We start from the raw sequence: 22980 nt of genomic DNA on the forward strand, positions 1-22980 counted from the left end.
AGTGAGATGTACCCATTGGAATCTTTGAAAGCATTGATCGACCAAGTGATTACCGGCCGTACGCTGATTACGGCTACACTAAGCCAGCTGCGCAGCAAGGGTGGGGTCACCTACAGCAAAGTGCAGATCAAACCTGTTGAATTAAAGGGCAAGCTGCACTATCAGTTCGCCTACTATATCGGCCCTAAGGTCGAACACCGCAATATTCCGGCAGAGGATGCCGCTGAGGAAATGCTGACTCTGCTGAGAGAGACCTTCCGCCAAGGCCTGCTCTGTACCGCCAGTGCCGACTACCAGGTGCTGATCAGCAAAAAATACAAGGTGTCTATTCTGACCAAGTCTGCCAGCAAACAGGAGGCACCGGACCTGGCGCATAACCGCCGGAAGCAGTATGTCCTGGACGAAGGAGAACCGGTGCCGTTTCTCGTGGAGCTGGGCATTATGAACAGCGAAGGCAAAGTGCTGGCTAAGAAATATGATAAGTTCCGCCAGATTAACCGGTTCCTGGAGATGGTCCAGGATGTGCTCGGTGATCTTCCGGCAGGACGTCCGCTGACGATTGTTGATTTCGGCTGCGGCAAATCCTATCTGACCTTTGCACTGTACCACTATCTGGCCGTCCGTGAGCAGCGGGAGCTGAATATAGTCGGTCTTGATCTGAAGGCGGATGTCATTGCGCACTGCGGAGCCCTCGCTGCCAAGCTGGGCTACGACCGTCTGCGGTTCCTGGTCGGCGATATCGCGGACTATAATGAACTGGACCAGGTGGACATGGTTGTTACCCTGCATGCCTGTGATACAGCGACAGATGCCGCTCTGGAGAAGGCGGTACGCTGGGGCGCATCGGTCATCCTCTCGGTGCCTTGCTGCCAGCATGAGCTGTTCGCCCAGGTGCAGAGCGATGTGCTGAGTCCGCTGCTGTCACACGGAATCCTGAAGGAACGCTTCTCGGCACTGGCCACGGATGCAATCCGGGCCAAGCTGCTCGATCTGATGGGTTACCGCAGCCAGCTGCTGGAATTCATCGACATGGAGCATACGCCGAAGAACATTCTAATCCGTGCCGTGCGGAGCGACAGCGGCGACAACGCCGCCAAATGGCGCGAGTACACCGCGTTCCGCGATTTTCTCGGTGCCAAGCCTTATCTGGAGCGCGTCTGCTCTGATCTGCTGCCCGTGGGAAATGCGGAGCTTAATTAATCAGCTTAATAGTTCAGAGTGTGACAGAACGGCTGCTTCCTATGGGGGGCGGCTGTTTTTTGTGCAAATATAATTTATTTCTCGCTGAAAGGGTGCTTTAATAGGACCGCAAAGTCGGTTCCACTTGGGATTGCTATTGGAAGCTTCGGCCGCTATTGAGGTGCTGCTGTGATGCATCTGTGGTGCATCTGTAGTGTTTCTGTAGAGTATCTGTGGTGCTTCTGTGGTGTTTCTGTAGAGTATCTGTGGTGCATCTGTAGTACTTCTGTAGAGCATCTGTAGAGCATCTGTGGTGCTTCTGTGGTGCATCTGTAGAGCATCTGTAGAGCATCTGTGATGCATCTGTAGTGCATCTGTGGTGCTGATGTAGTGCTGACTGTGGTGCGTTTGTAATGAATTCGTAATGTTATTTTAGTGTTATTTTTGTGCTATTGTAGGGCCCCTGTGATGCCCTGAATTAAAATCCTGCACCAAATACAACATTTCCTTCACTCCGCCGCCTCTAATCGGAAATTGTTGTACAAAATGCAACATTTCCCCCTCCTCCAGCCGATTTATGGAACTAATCTTGTATTTTGTACAACAATTCATCCAAACACCCGGGTATTTCTGAAGCAAAGTTGTAATACATACAACATTTTGAATCATCTCGTTTGACCACCGCCGTTCTCCGGTTATTTAGCTGATTGCAGTCTTAGGTGCGGTTCATGTTTCTATATCGATTTTATATGTATCTATTTTCTTTTGCATTGCGATAGATATGGGAAGAATGTTAAGCAACAATAGGAATAGGGGATTTAGGAATGCGGATGAAACGATTTCAGCAGTACGGAGGAATGGCGGTCACTCTGGCATGCAGTTTGGCGTTGATAGCAGCGGGCGGAGCGGCCTGTGTGCTGCGAGGATTCTTTTTTGCCAAGGAAATGTATCTCTTCCTGACCCTATGGTTTGTGCTGTGCGGAGTTCTAACCCTAGGGGGACTTGTCCTGTATGCCGCCTCCTGCTGGGAAAAGCGGCTAAAGCTGAAGAGGGAGCTGGCGGGGAAGACGGAGACCGTGCGGGCGCTACCTGGAGGTGTCGTAAAGGGAGATCTAGCTGAAGCTGAGAGGTTAGCCGGAAGTGGGCGGTTGGTGACAGATAATGCCGGGAAGATTGCTGTAACGCACGCAGCAGATGAGGCACTGTCCGGGAGTAGCCGTATGTCGGATGGCAGAGTGAGTAAAGTTACGAGGTTGAGGGCGATTGTATGGTTGTTGCCGGGCTGCTGCATTGTCATCTGTATTCTTTACGCAATTCATGCATTCCGTGGCCCCCTATCCTCGCAAGGAACATTGGATGAATTGCTGCGCTGGGGATTCTACGCCAGCTTTGCTGTATTTGCTGTACTTGTTGCGGGGACCCGCCGGGGAGGAACTCTTCTTGCAGCAGTCTGGCATCTTCTGGGTCTCGTGATCAGCCTGTCTGCTTTATTGGCGGTATGCGGAGGCCTGCCGGTTCCTTACGCGGTAGCCTACAGCCAGTCACCTGAGGTCAGTGCTACCGGTGCCCGGCTGGCCGGACTGCTTCAGTATCCGAATGCCTTTGGCGCGGTGATGGCTGTGTTTCTGCTGGAGCGGCTATTTGCTGCTGCTTATGGCTTCAGGCTGACAGGTCCTTCGGGAACCGTGAGTGGAGAAGACTGCGCAGAGGGAGAGGTTGGAACATCCCGTGGAACGGTAAACCGAGCGGAGCAGGAGGACATAGTCAGCGGTGAAGCGGAGGGTGGAGCGGTAAGCAGAGCGGAGCAGGAGAACATAGCCAGCGGTGAAGCATCCCGTGGAGCGGTAAACCGGGCGGAGCAGGAGAACATAGCCAGCGGTGAAGCGGAGGGTGGAGCGGTAAACCGGGCGGAGCAGGAGAACATAGCCAGCGGTGAAGCGGAGGGTGGAGCGGTAAGCAGAGCGGGTGAGACCGCTATAGCTGGCAGAGCGGACCGTGCACGGGGCTGGTCCGCAGGGCTCTGGCGGACAGCGGCGCGCCTGCTGCCGCTGTTCCCGTACGCCGCCGCGCTGCTGCTCAGCGAGTCGCGCGGCGCATGGCTGGCTGCGGCCTCCGCCGGCGCCGCAGCCCTGCTCTGGAAGCGGCAGCTGTCCGCGCCGCTTCTAATCACCGGCGCCGCGCCTGTGGCCGCCGCGGCGCTCCTGTACCGCCAGCTGGCCCGTACCGGGCTGGCGGCAGAGCCCTTGCCCGGCCTGCTGCTGCTGGCCGGGCTCTGGGCCGGCGCGCTGCTGGCCGGCCTATGGCTGCACCGCCGCAGCTGCCGCGCGGCGGGCTGGCACCACGCCGCCATGCTGGCGCTGGCGGCGGGGGCCTGGACGGCGGCAGCCAGCGCCGTCCTGCTGCAGGTACGCGCGCGGATCACGGGGCCGTCCCCGACGGCCGCCGCGCGCGGGCTCTTCTACCGCGATGCCTGGAAGCTCGCGGCAGAGGCGCCCTGGCTGGGGCGCGGGGGCGAGACCTGGCGGCATTCGTACCTCGCCGCCCAGTCCCGCCCCTATGTAGGCAGCCAGGTGCACAGCGGTTATCTCGACATCCTGCTCAATCTGGGGACAGCCGGTCTGGCTGCTGTCCTCCTGCTGCTGCTGGCCGCAGGCTGGCTCATATTCAAGGCGTCACCAAGGCTGCTTCCGCCTCTGCTTGTCATCATTCTGCATAGCGCAGTTGATTTTGACTGGAGCTACGGATTGATATGGCTGCTGCTCCTGCTGCTGCCTGCATGGGCTCTTGCAGAAACTATAGCTCGGCCAGTTGCGGAGGATACCGCCATCCTTACACGGCTGCGGCGATCATGGCCGTATGCAGGAATCGCCGTTCTCTGCGCCTTGACCTTCATGCTAAGCATTCTTTCATATCAGGCGATGAGAGGGGCTGCCTTGTATAAGCAGGCCGCCCGCGTAAGCGGTGATCCTGCTGCACAAACTGCGCTGCTGCGGCAATCGCTGGCATGGAATCCAAGAGAGCCGCAGACGGCGGCCGCATTATCACGGCTGCTTCCAGAGGAGCAGGGAATGGACCTGCTGCTGGACAGTTTGCAATTCTCCCCCGGAGATGCGGCTCTGCACTGGGAACTTGCAGAGCGTTATCTGCAAGGCCGCGATCCGGGAGAGGCCTTGTACTGGGTGCGCCGCAGCCTGAAGGCGGACATATTTAACGCCGCCAAAAGACGGGCGGCGATTGAAGGGATGCTTAAAATGGCTGAACGCGGATGGGCGGAAGGGGACAGGCGGAGGGCTGCAGACAGCGCAGCTGCCGGACTGGAACTGCTGCGGCAATACAGCCTGCTTGCTGGCAGGGAGTATAGCGCAGGCCGGCGTCATAATGACCGCGGCTTCGGGATCAATGAACAAGCCGAAGGGGTTTACCTTCGGCTGAGAGCTTTGCAGGCACTGGCTACGCTTGATAAGCCGGAGAAGATTGTGGCCCGCTGAACACTGAATCTCTAAGCAGGCACTCTGTCCGGCTGAATTCATTATATGTGCATCTCCGGTAGCGTTCTTCCGGATCCCGGTGCAGTGCTGCGACCGGCTTCAGGCCTTGATCCCCCTTGAGATCAGCCACGAATACACATAAGGCACGATTGTAGCGATAACCAGGGCGGTGATGATCATGCTGACCGACAGAGCTTTTGGCATAAAAGCCCCCAGTGCAATCAGCAGTCCGCCAATCACCCACATGATTCCGGAGAGACGGTGGGTCTTCCGCCAGACTACAGGATTAGCCAGCGTCCAGGGTGTACGGACACCCGTGAAATAATTATCCCTGATCTGCGGCATGAAGTTTCCGATTACTATAAACAGCAGGCCGAGACTCACAGTAGCCCACTTTCCGGCGGCAAATTGCTCATCCAGACCGTGCGTGACCGACAGCACAAGTGCAGCATCGCATATGATGCCCACTGCCAGGCGGATCATTTTATAAGCGCTTTGAAACTTAGTGTAGTTGTCTCTTTTGGGATCAATTGTACGCATAAACTGCATGGCTATTGGGAAGATCAGTCCCATGAAGGAGAAAAAAGCAATGAGGGAGCCCTTGCTCCAGTAAGTGTTAACCTTGCCTGTAATGCTGAACTGGGCAGGAAGCTGATCCGGCAGCTTGCCGTAATTCAACAATGCGTAGCCCAGCGAGAATAATCCCAAAATGACAATCAGTGTGTCCTGCCATTTCCATTGGAAATCCTTCATCTTGATTCACCCTCCGTGTCAAAATAATGCTCCCGGCTTCTGGCCCCCTTTGAACCTGCGCCTTTTGAGCCTAACGCATCTTCAGCCGGTTCATCCGCAATGGTCTTACTCTCCGTACCGTCCTTACCCGTACCCGTCAATTCCAGGAACCAGCCCAGCACCTCTTCGAGCACCGTGGAGTCCAGCGAATAGAGAATAAACTGGCCTTTTCGTTCGTCCTGCACCAGTCCCGCATGCTTCAGTGCATTCAGATGATGGGAGATGCTGGGTTTGGACATATTGAAAAAATCGGCAATTTCTCCGGCCGTCCTATCCTTTTCCCGCAGCAGGCGGAGAATCTGTCTCCGGGTCGGATCAGCCAGCGCCTTGAAGGATTCATTCAACTCCGCAGCCTCCTTTCGATATTTAAATAATTATCTAAATGTATAATAGATCTTCATTCCACACTTTGTCAATGCTGGAATACCTGCTTTTCTATAGCAGAGAACCGAATGTCCATTTTCCATAAGTAGAAGTCGTAAGCCTGCATATGCTAGAATAGGCTAGGAGAAGCTGGATACATAGAGCGGACGAGGCTTAGGATTCTGCCAGCAGAATGCCAGGCTGATTACGCAACACACGGAAGGAGAGCTGCAGTTGCATTTTATATCTGAACTGATTTCGCAATTATTTGAATGGATTCAGAGTTTGGGTTACTTTGGAATAATGATTGGCCTTATGATTGAAGTCATACCAAGTGAGATTGTATTGGCTTTTGGCGGCTATCTGGTGTCGCAAGGGGATATCAACTTTTTTGGCGCGGTACTGTTTGGTACGATCGGCGGTGTAGTCGCCCAGATTTTTGTGTATTGGATCGGCCGTTACGGCGGCAGACCTGTACTGGAGAAGTACGGGAAGTATATTTTTATCAAAAAGAAGCATATTGACCATTCTGAAGAATGGTTCCAGAAATACGGGACCGGCGTAATCTTCACCGCCCGTTTTATCCCGGTTGTCCGTCATGCGATCTCTGTGCCCGCTGGTATTTCGCGCATGCCGCTGGGTAAGTTCACTATGCTGACCACGCTGGCTGTTATTCCATGGAGTGCACTGTTTGTATATCTGGGATATACTCTCGGCGATAAATGGGAGACTATTGATGAGGTCGCAGCTAAGTATACGCATGAAATCATTCTTGCCGCACTTGCGGTTATTGTTCTGTATTTCCTGTTCAAGTGGTACAAATCCAAGAAGAAGGGTAGTGCAGTATGAAACAGAATGTAGCTTCTAAATTTGGTCAGGGATTGACTCCGCGCCAGTTCGTGGAAGGCATGACGAAGAACCAGCAGGCTTTTGAATCCTGGTATGAGAAGTTCGCCTGGACAGATGAGAGTGACCGGGAATATTTCGAGAGCCTGAATCACCGGGATGATCTGCGGGTACTGATTCTGGCTGCTGACTGGTGCGGAGATGTGGTTCGTAATGTCCCTGTGGTGTTCCGCATCCTGGAGACGGCAGGCATTAAGACTGAAGTGCTGATTCTGGAAGAGAATCAGGATGTTATGGATAACTTCCTGACCATGGGCGGACGTTCGGTTCCGATCGTGATTTTTGCCGATACCGGCGGCTATGTGCTGGGCCATTGGGGACCGCGTCCGGAGCATGTACAGTCACTGATGAGAGAGTTTAAACAGCAGAACCCGGACCGCGAAGCTGCGGATTATGAGGGCAAAATCACCGAAGTGCGCAAAGCCATGGGCCAAGCCTACGGAGAAGGAACGGAATCACACGCGGTTATTGCCAAAGAGCTGCGCAGTCTGATCTCCGGATTCTAATGCTGATGCTTAATATTAGGTCTTATAATCTTGGACCGCTTCAGACGAACGCTTATCTCCTGACAGGAGCCGACCCTGCCAAAGGTGTGATTATTGATCCCGGTGCCAATCCGGCTGCCCTTCTCCGTGCTGCTGAGGGTATGGAAATAGAGGCTATCCTGCTGACTCACGCCCACTTTGATCATATTGCCGGTCTGGATGAAGTCCGCAAGGCCAAGAAATGCCCAGTGTATATCCATGCTCTGGAGAGTGATTGGCTGGGCAGTCCCAAGCTGAACGGCTCGCTGATGTGGCCTGAATCTTCCCCTCCGGTCAGTACAGATCCGGCAGAATACGATTTGGCGGAAGGCCAGATTCTGAAGCTGCTCGGTTTAACCTTCCGGGTGCTGCATACGCCTGGACACTCACCGGGGAGTGTCAGCTTCCTGTGCGGAAATGATCTGTTCTCCGGCGATGTATTGTTCAAAATGGGAGTAGGACGCACCGATCTTCCCGGCGGCAGAGAACGTGATCTGTTTGATTCGATCCGCGGTAAGCTGTACCGGCTGGATGAAGAAGTGAGGGTATTTCCCGGACATGGTCCGCGCACCTCTATCGGGTTTGAGAAGCTAAATAACCCATACGTTCAAATATAAGAATCTATCTGTTGCACACGATAAATTCCCCTTCTATTTCTCGCTGAAACTGTACTGTCCTTAAGCGGACAGTACAACCGTTTCCACTTGCTATGTAACGACGTGTTTATACCGGTTATGACATCATTCGGGAAATTAGAGATGGACAAGAAGATACAGAGTTGCTACAATAATGTTAATTAAATGTAACATTTACCTCGCGAAGCACGCAGACTGTGGAATAATCCCGGTTTGCGTTCTTTTTTTTGTCTATATGTCTTTAATTTCATGGGAGGAAGCAGATGAAGGAAGATATGCATCACCAACTGGACTATGGGGAATTGAGAACAGACGGGGAAGGCGTGGCGGAGCAGAATTCCGTAGAATATGCTGCAGAGAATGGGGATAATAAGATATCTCTGTTCTGGCGCTTCCCCAGAGGCAAGGGAGCCGTCCAGCCATGGAGGCGCAGGCTGTGGGAATTGCAGAATAATTCTGACCCTGAATGAACGATCTACAATACATAATCGTATTACAGATGTGAGGAAGAGAAAGAGGAGGGACTATGGGCGACGGGACGCTGGAGAAGATCAGACTGGCGCAGCAGGGGGATGCCAAGGCAACAGCTATGCTGCTGCGGGAGCATTATCCCTTCCTGTACAAGTATCTGATTAAAGCTACAATGGACCCTTCACTTGCGGAAGAACTGGCTCAGGATACAATGGTCAGATGCATGGAGAAGATGGGAAGTTACAATGGAAGCTCTGCATTTTCTTCATGGCTGATAACGATTGCCAGCCGGCTCTACATCGACCGCAAGCGGCGGTGGAAGCGTGAGTTGAAGTGGCAGAAGGAGCAGGCTCAGGAGCAGGGAAGCCGCAGTATCCGCTGGAGGTTTGAGAGCCGGAATATGGAGTGGAGTGAAGTGCTTGATGCCTTATCCCGCCTGTCTACTGCCCACAGAATGGCTGTACTGCTGAAGCATTATTACGGATATGGCTATGATGAAATCGGCCAGATGCTGCAGATCCCTTCCGGCACGGCCAAATCAAGGGTAGCAGCCGGATTGAATCAACTGCGAAAGGAGCTGGACGAGGATGAGGTTTAACAGTGATGAAGAGCTGCTGAATAAGCTGTCAGCAGAACTGGAGATTCTGGATCAGCACTATGCCGATGTGGCGCCCCCCTCCTTGCTGGAGCTGGAGCAGCTTATTGCGGCAGAAGCAATCCGCCGCGTGAAGCGGCAGCGCAGGGAACTGCTGATATTCTCTATAGTGGCTCTACTCCTGCTCAGCGTAGTGCTGTCTATTCTCAACTCTGCCCCGGTACTGTTCTGGGGCTTGCAGGCGCTATTTCCCCTGGCAGCACTTGGCAGTCTGGGAGTAGCACGGATCAGGCTGCGACGGGAGGATGCTGAAGAGTGAGTGAATTGCAGAAGGCGCCTTTGTGGCTGTGGCTATGTATAGCTGCTGTACTGATGCTGCAGGGGACTTGGCTGTTCCGTAATGCTCAGGGCAGAGGGAAGGGCAGAATGGCCTGGTTCTGGGGAATTTGGGGCCTTACCGGCTTCCCGTCACCCGCTTTGTGTTATCTGCTGTTCGTAGTTCTCCCGGCTCGGCGGAAGGCCCGGCAGGAGCGCTGAAGGCAGACATGGAAGGCGATCTCAGAATAGCAAACTGGAGTATGGAGGGTACACGGATGGATAAAGTGAACTGGGGGTTGATTGCTCCGCTGCTGGCGCTGCAGATTCTGCTGGCAGTTGTGGGTCTGATCTCGCTGGCCAGGACAGAGCAGGTCCGCGGGCCCAAATGGATGTGGGTGCTGCTCCTGGTATTTGGCAACCTGCTAGGAAGTATAGCTTATTTCACACTGGGAAGGAAAGAACTCTGATGCCGCTGCTTGAGGTTACGAATCTCCGCAAAAGCTTTGGCGGACATCCCTCCGTGGACGGCATCAGCTTCGGAGCCGAAGCTGGGCGTTGTGTCGCTTTGCTGGGACCCAATGGAGCAGGCAAAACCACCACACTGCGCATGCTTGCCGGTCTTCTGCCGCCTACCGGAGGGAGCATCTCCTTTGGCGGCGATCCTCCCGGAACGGATTACCGCCGGCAGCTTGGTTATTTGCCGCAGTCTCCGGCTTTTTACAGCTGGATGAGCGGACTTGAATATATGATCTTTGCCGCCAAGCTTAGCGGCATGGCCGCCAAAGAAGCTGCGTCGGTGTCGGGCGCAGTGCTGGAGCGCGTGGGGCTTAGTTCCGCAGCGCGCCGCCGGATCGGCGGATATTCTGGCGGTATGAAGCAGCGCCTGGGGCTGGCCCAGGCCTTAGTGCACCGCCCGCGCCTGCTGCTGCTTGACGAGCCTGTCTCCGCGCTTGATCCTATAGGGCGCCGGGAAGTGATGGAGCTGCTGCGGGACATCCGGGAAGAGACAACTGTGATTTTCTCCACCCATGTACTGCATGATGCGGAAGAGATCTGCGATGACGTCATATTGATGAACCGGGGAGCTATAGCTGTGCAGGGGACCTTGGCCCGTCTCCGGGCAGAGTACAGTCTTCCGGTTATCAGAATAACCACAGCGAAGGAAGATAAGGCTGTCCGGTGGCTGGAGGAGCTTAGGCACAAAGCTTTTATGGAAGAAGCAAGTATTTCGGACGGCAGGGCAGTCTTTAACGTAAGCGATGTCGGGCTCGCGCGCCGGATGATTCTGCAGGAAGCGGCAGGGCTGGATATTCCGCTGCTGCAGTTTGAAGCAGGTTCATCAACGCTGGAGGACCTGTTTATGAAAGTGGTGGGAACATGAGCAAGCTCTGGACCCTGTATTACAGAGAGATGCTGGAGGCAGTGCGCAGCTATAAGCTGATCTGGATACCTGTAGTGTTTATTATTCTGGGCATCATGCAGCCGCTGGTCACCTTTTATATGGCTGATATACTGGCAGCCTCTTCAAATGTCCCTGCAGGATTTATGGACAGCTACGAGATGCCTGGGGCCGCTGCGGTAATGGCCCAGGCTCTGGGCCAATACGGAACGATTGGCATCCTGATTCTGGTGCTGGGGACAATGAACAGCCTGGCCGGGGAGCGGAGCAGCGGGACAGCCGAGCTGCTGATGGCCAGACCTGTTTCACCGGTATCCATCGTTGTTGCCAAATGGGCGGCAAATTTCACAGTGCTGATAATTGCACTGGTACTGGGGGTTGCGGGAGCGGCTTATTATACAGTGCAGCTTATGGGGGGCTTGGCCTGGGGCGCAGTTGCGGCGGCTTCCGGACTCTATGCACTTTGGCTGCTGTGTGCGGTGTCACTTACGCTGCTCTTCAGCGCCTGGCTGCGCGGACCTGCTGCTGCCGGGTTTGCTCTCCTGCTGGCTGCGGGCATGAGTCTCGCCCACAGCCTGCTGCCTTCCAGGACTGCCTGGTTGCCTGCAGCGCTTCCTGGAATGTCTGCCAGCGTGCTTGCAGAAGGCAGAGTAACCGGCGGGCCGATGATCTCAGCAGCGCTGTTAATCGTTGCTTGTATTGCCGGAGCCTCGCTGCTCGTTCGCAGGAATAAATTGCCGAATTGATAAAATTGCAATGGAATAGCACGTTTTCAAGAATTTTCAGAGTATTTTCTGCGAAAAATCATCGGACTACTCTCCTGCGGCTGGACAGCTCTATCTTTTTTTAGTAGACTGTTGAAACAAGCAGAACCATGATAGATTTTGGTCAGGAGGTAGGACGATGCTGCGTTTAGGAGAGAAGATTGTCATTGTCGCGGACGCTTTTGAGCAGAGTCTTCCTATCGGAGACTACGGCTACCTAATTGCTTACGACCGCAATCCAGATAATGCGTTTGATTATGTCATTCGTGTTCCCGAGGCCAATAGAAATTTCTATGTTACGGCGGAGGATATTGAGGCCGAAGAGCAATTGCTGGTACTAGAAGCTGAAAGAGCCACGCACGAAGCTTTGATAGATTATGCTCTATCGACGTACAACGAGAAGCTGTTCCATCATCTGATGAACGGTGAAGAAGTTGAGGCGGAAGAGATAGAGGCAACATCCAAGGAAAGTATGTCCCAAGCGGATTTCATCAAACAGGTGAATCTTCGCGCTTGGATTTAAGTAGAGCCGGCGAAAGCCGGCTTTTTGTTTTGTTATTAAGGAAATTATGATATTCCAGGAATACCACTAATTCCGCTGAAGGTTAGCGTTACGGAAAAATCAAAGGGGGAAAATCCCACTGATTATCCTGTACGTTATCCGTAGGAGCCAATGAGGGGCATTAGTGCACCTGATTTCCCCGTATGCGAGCCAAAGGAGCAAATGAGGAGCATAAGTGCCCCTGATTTCCCCGGATGCGAGCCAAAGAAGCAAATGAGGAGCATTAGTGCCCTTGATTTCCCCGGATGCGAGCCAAAGAAGCAAATGAGGGGCATTAGTGCCCCTGATATCACCGCATGCGGACCCCATAAGCTCCGGCTTGATTCATCCATCAGGGGGGATTTGTCCTTTCTAAAGTCTGAACGTCATGCGGACTGTAGAGTTTTTAGTTCGCGGATCCATACTTTTTCAACTCCAATGTTCCCCGCAATCCCGCTATTCGCCACTCTGCTCTGCCCACACCGTTCCAGCACACCGTTCCCGCCTTAATCGCACCCACCGCCACCCGTCCTGCACGATCCTAATATCCCCAATCTCCGTTAATCAGGCTAAGCTCAAGTTTAGCTCACCTGTACCGATGATTTCTCTAACATAAGGCTCTAATAGGTTCCCTGTAATCACTCCATAAATTTCTTTCTACTTCATATATCTCCCTCAATCGACAAGCGCATTGAATTGTAAGGCCGTCTACAATATAATTAAAAACGTTATCCGGGCGCTTTAGCCCTTTAAACAGGAGGGATATTCATTATGAGCATCACCGTCAAAGATGTGCAGCATGTGGCCAAGCTGGCCCGACTGCAATTAAGCCCGGAAGAAGAGGCTACCTTCACCGAACAAATGAATGCTATTTTACAATATGCCGAGAAATTGAATGAGCTTGACACGGAGAATGTAGAGCCGACCACACATGTGCTGCAGGTCAGCAATGTGATGCGTGACGATGTAGTCAAGGAGAGCCTGTCCCAGGAGGCAGCGCTGCTTAACGCACCGGAAGATGAAGACGGACATTTCAAAGTTCCCGCTGTTCTGGAATAACTAAAGCCTGAGAGGAGGAAGCAAGTTGAGCCTGTTTCAATATCGATTACCTGAAGTACATAACATGCTGCACAGTAAAGCGGTCTCGGTCAGTGAACTGACGGAAGCGTCGCTTTCTGCCATTGCGGAGCATGACAGTAAGGTTCATGCTTTTTTGACGCTGAATGAAGAGGGTGCCCGTGATCAAGCACGCGCACTAGACGATAAGCTGGCTTCCGGAGCCGCGCGCGGTCTGCTGTTCGGACTTCCTGCCGGAATCAAGGATAATATTGTCACCAAAGGTCTGCGCACCACCTGTGCCAGCCAGTTCCTGACCAATTTCCAGCCGGTTTACGATGCCACAGTAGTTTCCAAGCTGCGCCAGGCCGATGCCGTAACGATCGGCAAGCTGAACATGGACGAGTTCGCCATGGGCGGCTCGAATGAGAATTCCAGCTTCGGCGCTGTGCGTAATCCATGGGATTTGGAGCGTGTTCCCGGCGGGTCGAGCGGTGGTTCGGCAGCGGCGGTTGCGGCCGGAGAAGTGTTCTTCACCCTCGGCTCCGACACCGGTGGCTCGATCCGCCAGCCGGCTTCCTACTGCGGAGTGGTCGGCCTTAAGCCAACGTACGGACTAGTGTCGCGTTACGGTCTGGTGGCATTTGCTTCCTCGCTGGATCAGATTGGCCCGATTACCCGCACCGTTGAGGATTCCGCATATGTACTGCAGGCTATTGCAGGCTATGACGCCCAGGATTCCACCTCGGCCAAGGTCAGCATTCCGGATTACCTGAGCTCGCTGACCGGCGATATCTCCGGTTTGCGTATTGCAGTGCCGAAGGAATACATCGGCGAAGGCGTAGATGCATCGGTCCGCGAATCTGTGCTGTCAGCGCTTAAAGTACTTGAAGGTCTTGGCGCCGTGTGGGAAGAAGTTTCTCTCCCGCATACTGAATACGCCGTAGCCGCTTATTATCTGCTCTCCTCTTCAGAGGCTTCCTCCAACCTGGCCCGTTTTGACGGCGTCCGCTATGGGGTTCGTGTAGACAATGGCGGCGGTTTGCTTGACCTGTACCATAACTCCCGTAGCCAAGGCTTCGGACCTGAAGTCAAGCGGCGGATTATGCTCGGTACCTATGCACTGAGCTCCGGATATTATGATGCTTATTATTTGAAGGCGCAGAAGGTGCGCACGTTGATTAAGCAGGATTTTGATGAAGTGTTCAAGAAATATGATGTCGTTATCGGTCCGACTGCGCCAACCACAGCCTTTAAGCTGGGCTCGCAGACCGAAGATCCGCTGACGATGTACCTGAATGATATCCTGACCATTCCTGTCAGTCTGGCTGGTATTCCTGCAATCAGCATTCCTTGCGGCTTCGCGGAAGGCCTGCCTGTCGGCCTGCAGATTATCGGCAAGGAGTTTGACGAGAGTACGGTACTGCGCGTTGCGCATGCCTTTGAACAGCATACAGAGCATCACAAGGCCCGTCCGCAAATGTAGCTTTTATATTAAGATGCACTTAAGTTTTGAACTTGAAGCTTCATCGTCACTGCGGTGAACATTTGGACTTCCGGCCGCTGCCCGTCAACAGATTTCTTCATCTAATCCGCTATACGCGGTTGAAATCCATTGACTGCTGATGCTGTAGATAGCGAGCTTTCCTGCGGATAGCTTTCAGGCGGTCGCTACCGCTCCTACAGTTCCAAATTTCCCCTCCGCTTCTTTTGCTTTTTGTTTATTTCTTTAGTGCTTCTTATATAATTTGAGTATATGCTCACAAAACTTTTAAGGGATGAGATTATCTATGTCTAAATATGAAACGGTCATCGGGCTTGAAGTTCATGTGGAGCTTCATACCAAGTCCAAAATCTTCTGCGGCTGCTCCACAGAATTCGGCGCTCCGCCCAATACACATACCTGCCCGGTCTGTCTCGGCCACCCCGGCGTATTGCCGGTTCTTAACCGCCAGGCCGTAGAGTACGCGATGAAAGCCGCAATGGCGCTTAACTGTACGATCGGCGATGTCAGCAAATTCGACCGCAAGAACTATTTTTACCCCGATTCGCCAAAAGCGTACCAGATTTCGCAATATGACCAGCCTATCGGCCTGAACGGCTGGATTGATATTGAAGTGAACGGAGAGACCAAACGGATCGGTATCACCCGTCTTCATCTGGAGGAAGATGCGGGCAAGCTGACTCATGTGGACGGCGGCTTTGCTTCACTGGTTGACTTCAACCGGGTGGGGACTCCGCTTATTGAGATTGTCTCTGAGCCCGATCTGCGTTCACCGGAGGAGGCGCGCGCCTATCTGGAGAAGATCCGCGCCATTATGCAGTATTGCGATGTATCCGATGTGAAGATGGAAGAGGGTTCGATGCGCTGTGATGCCAATATCAGCCTGCGGCCGGAAGGCCAGGAGGAATTCGGCATCCGGGCAGAGCTGAAGAACATGAACTCCTTCCGCGGCGTACTCCGTGGTTTGGAGTATGAGCAGTTCCGTCAAGGCGAGATTCTGGACGACGGGGGGATCGTTGTCCAGGAGACTCGCCGCTGGGATGAAGCTGGAGGCAAGACCTTGTCTATGCGCGGTAAGGAAGAGGCGCATGACTACCGTTATTTCCCGGACCCGGATCTTATCGTGCTGCATATTAGCGAGTCTTGGAAGGAACAGATCCGCGCAACCATTCCTGAGCTTCCGGATGCGCGGCAGGCCCGTTACAGTGAAGAATTTGGTCTGACTGCCTATGATGCCGGAGTCCTTACTTCATCCAAGCCGCTCGCTGATTTCTTCGAGGGCAGTCTGGCCTACACACAGGATGCCAAGGCTGTCGCCAACTGGATGATGGGAGACCTGCTGGGATACTTGAACAGCAATAATCTGGAATTATCCCAGGTGAAGATTACGCCGCAGGGGCTGGGTGAGATGATCGGCCTGATCGCAGGCGGAACCATCAGCAGCAAAATTGCCAAGACCGTCTTCAAAGAAATGCTGGAGAGCGGTAAGCTGCCGGCAGTTATTGTTGAAGAGCAGGGGCTGGTCCAGATCAGTGATGAAGGGGCGATCAAAAAAATTGTCCAGGATGTGGTCGCTGCCAATCCGCAATCTGTAGAAGATTACAAGGCCGGCAAGAAACAAGCGATCGGCTTCCTCGTAGGACAAGTTATGAAAGAAAGCAAAGGAAAAGCAAACCCGGGTCTGGTTAACACACTGCTCGCTGACGTATTGAACAGCTAGGGGCTGCTTTTGGCTAATAGATTGGGTAATAAGTCATAGAATCATGAGCACTGGGCTTGTCGGCAACGGCAGGCCCTCTGCAGTATATAAGGGGACTGTACGGATGGATACAATTGTGAAGCTGAATCTGCAGGATGAGATAACGCTGGATGAGCTCTGGAGTCTTCAGCATAAGGCGTACCGCCTGGAAGCGGAGATCATAGGGTTCCGTGATATCCCGCCGCTGCTGGAGACCAGAGACATGCTGAGCCGGGTTAAAGAGGACTTCTACGGCTGTCTCGACGACAATGAGGAGCTCATGGGGGCTGTTGCAGTAATGGAGGAGGCTCCCGGTAAGCTGACCGTTACACGCATGATGGTAAGTCCGGATCATTTTCGCCAAGGGGTGGCGGGCAGAATGTTAGAATTTATCTTTGCCCGTTATGCGGAAATGGAACAGTTTATCGTATCCACGGGGAAGCTGAATGTTCCGGCAGTAACGCTCTACACCAAACACGGGTTTATTCCTGCAGGTGTTGAAGAGGTAGCTCCGGGTGTGGAGCTGATAGAGTTTCACAAGAGCGGCAAGATTGAATGACAAGCGAAGCAAACGTTCTGAAAGGAGGAGTGCCGAGATGAATTCAGGTCAACATGATCATGAGAATAATCCCGTGCAGGATGAAGAGAAGGAAGCTGCTTTGCAGGAAGCTGAAGCTGGCGGAGAACCTAAGGCCCCTTATATCCCTCCCCGCCAAAAGCGGCGTCCCCGCAAACGCAAATTTATAGCCGGCCTGCTGGCTGCAGTTATTCCCGGCACGGGACATCTGTATCTCGGGCTGCTCCGTAAAGGGATTTCGTTTATCTTTCTTATTCTGCTGGATATTGTGGCTCTGCTGTATTTCTCATCCATCGGGATGCAGATCAATGTACCGCTGCTAATTTTGCTGGCGCTCCTGATCCCGGCGTTGTACTTCTATAATGTGTTCGATGTGCTCCAGTCTGCAGACCGGATATTGCGGTTCCCTGAAGAGCATGACCCTGAACTATCGGATATGAAGGATTCTGCGAAGAATGCAGGGCGCCGGGTGAGAATCAGCGAGCCGGGGGTTTCCTTTGGTCTGCTGCTGCTCATTGGCGGGGCGCTGCTCTTCCTCTTCCGCCAGAAGCCGCCCTGGCTTCAAGTGTTCATTGAGAACTCCGCAGGTGCAACCGTAGCGGTTCTGCTGATGATTCTGGGCCTGCTTCTGGGTGTACGGGAGATAGCTAAGGACTCGGGTGCACGTCTGAGCAAGGAACGGCGGAGCCGGCGTGTGGGCAGATATACTGCATCCGCAGTGCTGATTAGTGTCGGAGTTCTGTTGCTCATGGATTGGCGTGACGGAACTGATTATATGATGCTGCTGCTGAAATGGTGGCCTGTTATTCCGGTATTATGGGGAGTGGAGTATCTGCTGATCCACTTCTTTTCCCGCCGCCGCAGCCAGAACGTCACTACTGCCAGAGCCCGTATGGACCTGCGCGGACTGTTCTCGGCCATCCTTCTCTCGGCATGCGTATTTATCGTAACGGAGCAGGAGCATTATCTGCATCTGTGGAACCGGGTCAGTCTTAATTTGACTGTAGCGGCAGTTGATTATGGAGAAGCTGAAGGAAGCCGTTATGAGAAGGCTCCGCTTATTGTTCCAGTTGAACTGAATACGTCCGGAATCAATATTGATGCGATTAACGGGGATATTCTGATCCACCGGGCTGCTGTGGAGGATATTGAGATTACAGCAACAGTCTGGGTGGATCAGCTGGACGGGGTACTTGCCGAATCCATAGCGGATCAGTCTTTTGTCGATGTGACAGAAGACACGACGATCAAGATCACTCCCCAGGGGAAGGCGTACGGTGAATCCGGCAAACGCCAGCCGCGGATAGATCTGGACATTTCCCTGCCCGAGGACCGCCGGTTTGATCTGGGGGTCCGCACGATGAACGGTGGTATTACTCTGCAGAACGTGGAGGCTATTTCAGATATTTCTCTGGAGACAGGGAACGGGGAGCTTATCCTGCACCGTATTTACGGCAATGTAAAAGGTAAAACCCTCAATGGCGCAGTACGCGCCAGAAACGTACAGGGGAGTGTTGAACTGACTACGAGCGGTGGTGATATGGGGGCCTGGGAGGTTAGCGGGGCTCTGAAGCTGTCATCGGCAGTCGGTAATATATCGGCAACGGATAGTGGAGATGCACTGGATCTGTCCACGAAGAACGGCAATGTGGAGGTAGCCGGAGCCAGATCGAAGCTGCACGCCGAATCTTTGAATGGCAGAATCAACATTCGTTCGAACGACTTCGGCGGAGACTGGGATATCTACAGTGCTGTCGGAGATATCGATCTCTACTTGCCGCTTACGGGGAATTATAAGGTGGAGGGCTCAAGCGGGTACGGGGATATTGTAACGGACCTGCCGGGACTTGTAATCGACAAAAAAAACCTCTCCGGCCAGATCGGAACGGGTGAGTTCAAGCTTCGTGTGGATGGAAATAGCAATTTAAATGTGAGCAAATATTGAAATAAGTAATTTTTATTATATAATAATGAATATAATGTAAGGACTTCGTTGACAACATTGAAAGCCCGGTCTTACAATTACATTAGAGTTATTATTAAGTTGTATAATTAAAGGCGGTGGCATGGATGGGTAGTGGCGTACAGCATGCATTGGAGCAACTGAAGACAACCGGTGTCCGTATTACGCCTCAGCGTCATGCGATTCTTACGTATCTGATGGAAGCGATGAATCATCCTACGGCAGACGATATTTACCGAGCGCTTGAGCCTCAGTTTCCCAGTATGAGTGTGGCAACGGTGTATAACAATCTTAAGATGTTTATAGAAGCGGGTATGGTCCGCGAGCTGACCTACGGTGATAATTCCAGCCGTTTCGATGCCAATGTGTCTGATCATTATCATGTCATCTGCCAGGAATGCGGTAAGATTGAGGATTTCAGCTATTCTTCTCTCCATGAGGTAGAGGAGCGTGCCGAATTGGCTACAGGCTTTAAGATTCATGGATTACGTATGGAACTGTATGGTGTTTGCAAATGCTGCAACGAGAAGCAGCACTAAGATATGGAATTGCAGGCGTGTAGAATCCGAATGCGGATTTTACACGCTTTTTTCTATGGAGCTGTTACAAAAATACAAAGCTTCCAGCAGTTTGGCGCAACCAATAGGGCCGCGATGTCGTATACTTAACAGAAGTGCTATCTGATTATAAATTTATCATACTGTTTGGAGGATATATTTTGGACAGAAGACAGAGACAAAGACGCGTCAAAAAGCGTGGAAGTCTTTTTCGCCGCTTATTGGGACTTGTCATTATAGCTGCCGCAGCCTTTTGGGTTGTATATTATGTATTACCGAACCGTCAGCATCTGGATCCGGATTGGAAGGGGCTGGAGAAGCCTGTTTTTGTTAAGGGAGAGCTTACCGGATACTCAGCCTCAGGGACAGGGGACAGCCTGCTATTACCACTGCCGCTATTACAGGAATACGTAGATTCATCTATCCGTTACGAGGAAAAGAGCAAGTCTGTGATTCTGTCGACAGACAGCAGTCTTTTATATATGCAGGAAGATTCAACAGCAGCAAGTTTGAACAATGAGCCCCTGCAGCTTCGTCTTGCGCCTGAAGAGAAGGATGGGGTGACATATCTTCCGGCAGATACACTGGAGGACTTATATGGCTTTGAGGTAGACGAGGATAGCAGTACCGGTGCTGTTCTGTTAATGACTGCCGGCGAAACGGTGCCGTTAGGCAAGGTGAAGGGTAAGGAAGGCGGACGGACCAAAGCGCTCCGCAGCGGAGCCTCCGTACATGCGCCAATCCTTGCTGATATGCCGCCGGGAGCCACAGTGAGAATCTGGAATTCAGACATCAAAGGCTGGCTGTATGTGCAGCTGGAGAGCGGATATACAGGCTTCGTCAAGGCGGACGATATTCTAGCAGACGGGAATAGAACAGTAGTGCAGCAGCCTGTGGCTCCTACCCGTGCCGAACGCAGCTGGAAAGGAAAGCCCGTTAATATGTTCTGGGAGGCAGTCTACGAACGCAAGCCGAATCCTGCGAAATTCGCTGATTTGCCTGGGATTAATGTGGTTAGTCCAACCTGGTTCAGTATTATCGATGTTAATGGTAATGTTCGCAGCCAGGCTGATAGCGCCTATGTAGAGTGGGCTCACACCCAGGGCATGGAGGTATGGGGTCTGCTCAGCAACAGCTTTGAGGCGGACCTGACTACGGAGGCACTATCCACGTATGACAGACGGATGAATACAATTGTGCAGATGCTGAAGTACGCGGATCTTTACAACCTGGACGGTATTAATATCGACTTTGAGAATGTATACACCAAGGATGGACCTAATGTAACCCAATTCATGCGGGAACTGAAGCCTATGGCACAGAGCCGGAATCTGATTGTCTCTATTGATGTAACACCGAAATCAAACAGTGAAATGTGGTCCTTGTTCCTGGATCGCCGGGCGCTTGGAGCCGTGTCGGATTTCCTGGTCGTGATGGCTTACGATGAGCATTGGGCGGCTAGTCCGGTTGCCGGTTCTGTAGCTTCCCTGCCGTGGGTGAAGAATTCTATAAACCGGATTATTGAAGAGGATGCAGTCCCTGCCGAGAAGCTGATTCTGGGGATACCCTTGTACACTCGTATCTGGACCGAGAAGACCGAGAAAGGTGAAACCAAAGTAAGTTCCAAGGCCGTCAGTATGAATGCGGTCCAGGAGATACTTGCCGAGAAGAAGCTGACACCGGTTCTTGATAAGGATGCAGGACAGAATTATGTGGAATATAAAGAAGAGGATGCTCTGCGCAAAATATGGATCGAGGATAAAGTTTCGCTGGCAGCCAGAGTCGAGCTGGCGCAGTCCTTCGGCCTTGGCGGGGTAGCCTCATGGAATCGGAGCTTTGCCAATCCGGAAGCGTGGGAAGCACTCAAGGCAATTGTTGAATAATGCTTAAGTGGATTAATTATAAAACGGGTGTCATCCATTAGAGGACGACACCCGTTTTATTTGTATCCGGCAGGAGATTATTAAAGACATATGAATTCGATTATTGCTTCAATTGCTGGACTTCAAGTTCTTCAGCAGTAATTGTGGCTTGTGCAGGGTCCATCGTAAGGATGGTGTGACAGAACATACAGCGGTCCGTTTTGCCAAGCATTTTGGTCAGCTTATGGCATTCGGGACATTCCACCTGGACAGCACTGGTTGAGAGCATGCCCGCCCAGAAGTAGATGGCCAGACTGGCCATCATGGAGATTAGACCAATGACGAGACCGATAGCAGCGACAACCTTGCCTGCAGATCCCCAGAATACAATGCCTGCGGTTCCCATAATCATAAGACCCATACCCAGCATCGTAAGAAGCAGTCCCCAGGTGCGAAAAGCGTTGATTTTGGCCGATTTAAATTTCATGAGTATTATCTCCTAACTGAAATATAGTTCGGTTGTCCAGGAGGAACTGACATGAATATGTAGAATATCATTTATGTAAAGAGAATTATAACTGACTGGATGCAAAATCGCCAAATTTGATGGAGGGAAGTATGGAACTGTCCAATTTGACCCTATTAAGTGGGGAGACATTTGATGAGAATGTTCTTGGAGCCGTTGCTTTGCGGCAAAGAGGCAATGACACATTTCAGAGCGCGCTGCTGCACGACTTTGATATGATGGTGCTCATGCTGCATGAGGAACAGGAGACAGAGCGAATTATAACCCACACCATTGCCGGGGACCGGCGGACGCAATCCGTGCATGTGGGTCTATCTGCTTTGGAACGCGCTGTGATGGCAGGGGACAATAATGAACTCCTTACCAGTTTAATGTCCGGTGAGGTGATCTGGGACCCTAAGGGAATATTGGCGGAGATGCGGAAGGAACTCATCCAGTTTCAAGGTCCGCTGAAAGAGCGGGTATTGTTTATGGAATTCTCCCGGTTTCTACATATGTATGTGAAGTCGAAACGTTACCTTGAAGCAGGCTGTACTATGGATGCTTATAACTGCGTGCTGATCGCTCTATACCATTGGGCACGTATTGAAGTGAGCGAGGCCGGATATTTTCCGGAACCCGCAGTTTGGGGACAGGTCAAGAATTTGAATTCTCCGGTTCATAAGTTATATGAAGAACTTACAGTAAGTACAGAAACGCTCGAGCAGAGAGTCGAACTGATTTTGCTGGCCTGCGAGTTTGCATTAATGTCAAAAATGGCGGATTGTTGCGCTATGCTTCTCCATATCCTGAGCAGCCGTAAGGAGGCTTGGAGTATTAAAGAACTTCTACAGCATTCAGGACTGAGCCAGCTTCAGGCAGAGCTGCCGCTTGTTCTGCGCAAGCTTGTATCGCGTTCATTAATTAGAGAAATTACTTCTTGGGCTGTTGAGGCCGGGGACGGGCATGCAATTCGGTATACCCTTTAGTTAGGTGGCTGTCCACGGATATGAATAGACCTATAATAGAAAAATAAGCAGGAGGATGGAGAGAGGTAGTGTACTCTCTTTTTTTATTTGTCCTTGCTGCATGAGCGCAGATAATGAGGGGAATATTTAGGGTTGACTAGGACGCAACTTATGTGATAAATTATAACTCGTCCCTCTGACATAACGATGCGCTGCAAAGCAGTCGTAAATCAGCCGAAAAAAGAAATCAAAAAAAAGGTTGACTAAAACGAGGG

23 protein-coding genes and 1 pseudogene are annotated in these 22980 nt (G+C 52.2%); 21 read left to right on the forward strand and 3 right to left on the reverse strand.

Annotation, left to right across the window (positions count from 1 at the left end):
* Window positions 1-6: 6 nt before the first annotated feature.
* Both GC101_RS15320 and GC101_RS15325 read left to right on the forward strand, forming a co-directional pair.
* Window positions 7-1200, forward strand: a complete 1194-nt coding sequence (locus tag GC101_RS15320; RefSeq protein ID WP_171717936.1) for a class I SAM-dependent methyltransferase — start codon at window positions 7-9, stop codon at window positions 1198-1200.
* Window positions 1201-2003: 803 nt separating this feature from the next.
* Window positions 2004-4667 (forward strand): O-antigen ligase family protein, encoded by a 2664-nt coding sequence (locus GC101_RS15325; protein ID WP_246354348.1) that lies wholly within the window; start codon window positions 2004-2006, stop codon window positions 4665-4667.
* Window positions 4668-4766: 99 nt separating this feature from the next.
* Here GC101_RS15325 and GC101_RS15330 read toward each other — a convergent pair whose 3' ends face one another.
* Entirely contained in the window at window positions 4767-5420 is a 654-nt protein-coding gene (locus GC101_RS15330) for an SdpI family protein (protein WP_171717937.1), read from the reverse strand.
* Window positions 5421-5536: 116 nt separating this feature from the next.
* Window positions 5537-5803 (reverse strand): annotated as a pseudogene (locus GC101_RS15335) (autorepressor SdpR family transcription factor); the annotation flags it as partial.
* A 253-nt stretch (window positions 5804-6056) separates the two neighbouring features.
* Between GC101_RS15335 and uptA the strand changes: the two are divergent.
* The 18 genes from uptA to GC101_RS15425 all read left to right on the forward strand — a co-directional run bounded on the left by uptA (window position 6057) and on the right by GC101_RS15425 (window position 21253).
* Window positions 6057-6671, forward strand: a complete 615-nt coding sequence (uptA, locus tag GC101_RS15340) for an undecaprenyl phosphate transporter UptA (protein ID WP_171717938.1) — start codon at window positions 6057-6059, stop codon at window positions 6669-6671.
* Entirely contained in the window at window positions 6668-7234 is a 567-nt protein-coding gene (locus GC101_RS15345; RefSeq protein WP_171717939.1) for a thioredoxin family protein, read from the forward strand. Before uptA ends, GC101_RS15345 begins: the two co-directional genes overlap by 4 nt.
* Window positions 7235-7236: 2 nt before the next feature.
* Complete coding sequence (locus tag GC101_RS15350; RefSeq protein ID WP_171717951.1) at window positions 7237-7869, forward strand: MBL fold metallo-hydrolase; 633 nt, start codon at window positions 7237-7239, stop codon at window positions 7867-7869.
* A 281-nt stretch (window positions 7870-8150) separates the two neighbouring features.
* On the forward strand, window positions 8151-8357 hold the full coding sequence (locus GC101_RS15355; RefSeq protein WP_039303119.1) for a hypothetical protein: 207 nt from the start codon (window positions 8151-8153) through the stop codon (window positions 8355-8357).
* Window positions 8358-8413: 56 nt separating this feature from the next.
* A complete protein-coding gene (sigY, locus tag GC101_RS15360) occupies window positions 8414-8956 on the forward strand; it encodes an RNA polymerase sigma factor SigY (RefSeq protein ID WP_171717940.1) in 543 nt (180 codons plus the stop codon).
* On the forward strand, window positions 8946-9272 hold the full coding sequence (locus tag GC101_RS15365; protein WP_171717941.1) for a DUF5345 family protein: 327 nt from the start codon (window positions 8946-8948) through the stop codon (window positions 9270-9272). The genes sigY and GC101_RS15365 overlap by 11 nt, the downstream gene beginning before the upstream one ends.
* A complete protein-coding gene (locus GC101_RS15370; RefSeq protein ID WP_076248484.1) occupies window positions 9269-9490 on the forward strand; it encodes a hypothetical protein in 222 nt (73 codons plus the stop codon). Before GC101_RS15365 ends, GC101_RS15370 begins: the two co-directional genes overlap by 4 nt.
* Window positions 9491-9546: 56 nt before the next feature.
* Entirely contained in the window at window positions 9547-9738 is a 192-nt protein-coding gene (locus GC101_RS15375; protein ID WP_042139999.1) for a PLD nuclease N-terminal domain-containing protein, read from the forward strand.
* Window positions 9738-10652 carry an ABC transporter ATP-binding protein gene (locus GC101_RS15380; RefSeq protein ID WP_171717942.1) on the forward strand — a complete coding sequence of 305 codons (915 nt, stop codon included), beginning with the start codon at window positions 9738-9740 and terminating at the stop codon, window positions 10650-10652. Before GC101_RS15375 ends, GC101_RS15380 begins: the two co-directional genes overlap by 1 nt.
* Window positions 10649-11416 (forward strand): ABC transporter permease subunit, encoded by a 768-nt coding sequence (locus GC101_RS15385; protein WP_171717943.1) that lies wholly within the window; start codon window positions 10649-10651, stop codon window positions 11414-11416. The genes GC101_RS15380 and GC101_RS15385 overlap by 4 nt, the downstream gene beginning before the upstream one ends.
* A gap of 157 nt (window positions 11417-11573) precedes the next feature.
* The gene (locus GC101_RS15390) at window positions 11574-11957 is read left to right on the forward strand and encodes a hypothetical protein (RefSeq protein ID WP_042139996.1); all 384 of its coding nucleotides are present in this window, start codon (window positions 11574-11576) and stop codon (window positions 11955-11957) included.
* 789 nt (window positions 11958-12746) lie between these two features.
* Window positions 12747-13034, forward strand: coding sequence for an Asp-tRNA(Asn)/Glu-tRNA(Gln) amidotransferase subunit GatC (gene gatC, locus GC101_RS15395; RefSeq protein WP_042139983.1), 288 nt, complete (start codon window positions 12747-12749; stop codon window positions 13032-13034).
* Window positions 13035-13059: 25 nt separating this feature from the next.
* Window positions 13060-14517 (forward strand): Asp-tRNA(Asn)/Glu-tRNA(Gln) amidotransferase subunit GatA, encoded by a 1458-nt coding sequence (gatA, locus tag GC101_RS15400; protein WP_171717944.1) that lies wholly within the window; start codon window positions 13060-13062, stop codon window positions 14515-14517.
* A gap of 292 nt (window positions 14518-14809) precedes the next feature.
* The gene (gene gatB, locus GC101_RS15405) at window positions 14810-16255 is read left to right on the forward strand and encodes an Asp-tRNA(Asn)/Glu-tRNA(Gln) amidotransferase subunit GatB (RefSeq protein WP_076248503.1); all 1446 of its coding nucleotides are present in this window, start codon (window positions 14810-14812) and stop codon (window positions 16253-16255) included.
* 103 nt (window positions 16256-16358) lie between these two features.
* Window positions 16359-16832, forward strand: a complete 474-nt coding sequence (locus GC101_RS15410) for a GNAT family N-acetyltransferase (protein WP_171717945.1) — start codon at window positions 16359-16361, stop codon at window positions 16830-16832.
* A 37-nt stretch (window positions 16833-16869) separates the two neighbouring features.
* Complete coding sequence (locus tag GC101_RS15415; RefSeq protein WP_246354350.1) at window positions 16870-18795, forward strand: DUF4097 family beta strand repeat-containing protein; 1926 nt, start codon at window positions 16870-16872, stop codon at window positions 18793-18795.
* A gap of 125 nt (window positions 18796-18920) precedes the next feature.
* Window positions 18921-19352: a Fur family transcriptional regulator gene (locus GC101_RS15420; protein WP_039310392.1), complete on the forward strand. Its 432-nt coding sequence runs from the start codon at window positions 18921-18923 to the stop codon at window positions 19350-19352.
* A 179-nt stretch (window positions 19353-19531) separates the two neighbouring features.
* Window positions 19532-21253: a glycosyl hydrolase family 18 protein gene (locus GC101_RS15425; RefSeq protein WP_171717946.1), complete on the forward strand. Its 1722-nt coding sequence runs from the start codon at window positions 19532-19534 to the stop codon at window positions 21251-21253.
* Window positions 21254-21353: 100 nt separating this feature from the next.
* Here GC101_RS15425 and GC101_RS15430 read toward each other — a convergent pair whose 3' ends face one another.
* Window positions 21354-21719, reverse strand: coding sequence for a DUF2614 family zinc ribbon-containing protein (locus GC101_RS15430; RefSeq protein ID WP_039310396.1), 366 nt, complete (start codon window positions 21717-21719; stop codon window positions 21354-21356).
* A gap of 131 nt (window positions 21720-21850) precedes the next feature.
* Here GC101_RS15430 and GC101_RS15435 point away from each other — a divergent pair, with 131 nt between their 5' ends.
* On the forward strand, window positions 21851-22726 hold the full coding sequence (locus GC101_RS15435; protein WP_042239683.1) for a nucleotidyltransferase-like protein: 876 nt from the start codon (window positions 21851-21853) through the stop codon (window positions 22724-22726).
* Window positions 22727-22980 lie beyond the last annotated feature (254 nt).

The sequence above is a fragment of the Paenibacillus phytohabitans genome (genome assembly GCF_013141775.1).
GTDB classification, from domain to species: Bacteria; Bacillota; Bacilli; order Paenibacillales; family Paenibacillaceae; genus Paenibacillus_AQ; species Paenibacillus_AQ phytohabitans.